Source organism: Bacillus sp. AK124 (assembly GCF_053903085.1).
This window is the reverse complement of sequence record NZ_CP096378.1, coordinates 4,227,501-4,230,000: the sequence shown is the minus strand read 5'-3', so window position 1 is coordinate 4,230,000 and position 2,500 is coordinate 4,227,501. Positions and strand designations below refer to the sequence as shown.

Annotated in this window: 2 rRNA genes (both only partly in view); both read left to right on the top strand. The window is 52.6% G+C overall.

Features of this window, described 5'->3' with window-relative positions:
* Nucleotides 1-1,260, top strand: a 16S ribosomal RNA gene (locus M1E06_RS21235) (it extends 289 nt beyond the left edge of the window).
* 170 nt (nt 1,261-1,430) lie between these two features.
* A 23S ribosomal RNA gene (locus M1E06_RS21230) occupies nt 1,431-2,500 on the top strand (it continues 1,860 nt past the right edge of the window).
* Together the 16S and 23S rRNA genes form the textbook arrangement of a ribosomal RNA operon.

Sequence of the window (2,500 nt, the reverse complement as noted above, 5' to 3'; positions counted from 1 at the left end):
GCGTAGCCGACCTGAGAGGGTGATCGGCCACACTGGGACTGAGACACGGCCCAGACTCCTACGGGAGGCAGCAGTAGGGAATCTTCCGCAATGGACGAAAGTCTGACGGAGCAACGCCGCGTGAGTGATGAAGGTTTTCGGATCGTAAAACTCTGTTGTTAGGGAAGAACAAGTACCGTTCGAATAGGGCGGTACCTTGACGGTACCTAACCAGAAAGCCACGGCTAACTACGTGCCAGCAGCCGCGGTAATACGTAGGTGGCAAGCGTTGTCCGGAATTATTGGGCGTAAAGCGCGCGCAGGCGGTTTCTTAAGTCTGATGTGAAAGCCCCCGGCTCAACCGGGGAGGGTCATTGGAAACTGGGGAACTTGAGTGCAGAAGAGGAGAGTGGAATTCCACGTGTAGCGGTGAAATGCGTAGAGATGTGGAGGAACACCAGTGGCGAAGGCGACTCTCTGGTCTGTAACTGACGCTGAGGCGCGAAAGCGTGGGGAGCGAACAGGATTAGATACCCTGGTAGTCCACGCCGTAAACGATGAGTGCTAAGTGTTAGAGGGTTTCCGCCCTTTAGTGCTGCAGCAAACGCATTAAGCACTCCGCCTGGGGAGTACGGTCGCAAGACTGAAACTCAAAGGAATTGACGGGGGCCCGCACAAGCGGTGGAGCATGTGGTTTAATTCGAAGCAACGCGAAGAACCTTACCAGGTCTTGACATCCTCTGACAACCCTAGAGATAGGGCTTCCCCTTCGGGGGCAGAGTGACAGGTGGTGCATGGTTGTCGTCAGCTCGTGTCGTGAGATGTTGGGTTAAGTCCCGCAACGAGCGCAACCCTTGATCTTAGTTGCCAGCATTCAGTTGGGCACTCTAAGGTGACTGCCGGTGACAAACCGGAGGAAGGTGGGGATGACGTCAAATCATCATGCCCCTTATGACCTGGGCTACACACGTGCTACAATGGGCAGAACAAAGGGCAGCGAAGCCGCGAGGCTAAGCCAATCCCACAAATCTGTTCTCAGTTCGGATCGCAGTCTGCAACTCGACTGCGTGAAGCTGGAATCGCTAGTAATCGCGGATCAGCATGCCGCGGTGAATACGTTCCCGGGCCTTGTACACACCGCCCGTCACACCACGAGAGTTTGTAACACCCGAAGTCGGTGAGGTAACCTTTTGGAGCCAGCCGCCGAAGGTGGGACAGATGATTGGGGTGAAGTCGTAACAAGGTAGCCGTATCGGAAGGTGCGGCTGGATCACCTCCTTTCTAAGGATATTATACGGAATATAAGACCTTGCGGTCTTATAGACAGGTGCGTTTAGATCTTGTTTAGTTTTGAAGGATCATTCCTTCAAAGCGTGTTCTTTGAAAACTAGATAACAGTAGACATCACATTCAATTAGTAAGCAAGATATCACGTAGTGATTCTTTTTAACGGTTAAGTTAGAAAGGGCGCACGGTGGATGCCTTGGCACTAGGAGCCGATGAAGGACGGGACGAACACCGATATGCTTCGGGGAGCTGTAAGCAAGCTTTGATCCGGAGATTTCCGAATGGGGAAACCCACTGCTCGTAATGGAGCAGTATCCATATCTGAATTCATAGGATATGAGAAGGCAGACCCGGGGAACTGAAACATCTAAGTACCCGGAGGAAGAGAAAGCAAATGCGATTCCCTGAGTAGCGGCGAGCGAAACGGGAACAGCCCAAACCAAGAGGCTTGCCTCTTGGGGTTGTAGGACACTCTGTACGGAGTTACAAAAGAACGAGGTAGATGAAGAGGCCTGGAAAGGCCCGCCATAGGAGGTAACAGCCCTGTAGTCAAAACTTCGTTCTCTCCTGAGTGGATCCTGAGTACGGCGGAACACGTGAAATTCCGTCGGAATCCGGGAGGACCATCTCCCAAGGCTAAATACTCCCTAGTGACCGATAGTGAACCAGTACCGTGAGGGAAAGGTGAAAAGCACCCCGGAAGGGGAGTGAAAGAGATCCTGAAACCGTGTGCCTACAAGTAGTCAGAGCCCGTTAACGGGTGATGGCGTGCCTTTTGTAGAATGAACCGGCGAGTTACGATCCCGTGCAAGGTTAAGTTTGAAAAGACGGAGCCGCAGCGAAAGCGAGTCTGAATAGGGCGCATGAGTACGTGGTCGTAGACCCGAAACCAGGTGATCTACCCATGTCCAGGGTGAAGTTCAGGTAACACTGAATGGAGGCCCGAACCCACGCACGTTGAAAAGTGCGGGGATGAGGTGTGGGTAGGGGTGAAATGCCAATCGAACCTGGAGATAGCTGGTTCTCTCCGAAATAGCTTTAGGGCTAGCCTCAAGGTAAGAGTCTTGGAGGTAGAGCACTGATTGGACTAGGGGCCCCTACCGGGTTACCGAATTCAGTCAAACTCCGAATGCCAAAGACTTATCCTTGGGAGTCAGACTGCGAGTGATAAGATCCGTAGTCGAAAGGGAAACAGCCCAGACCGCCAGCTAAGGTCCCAAAGTATACGTTAAGT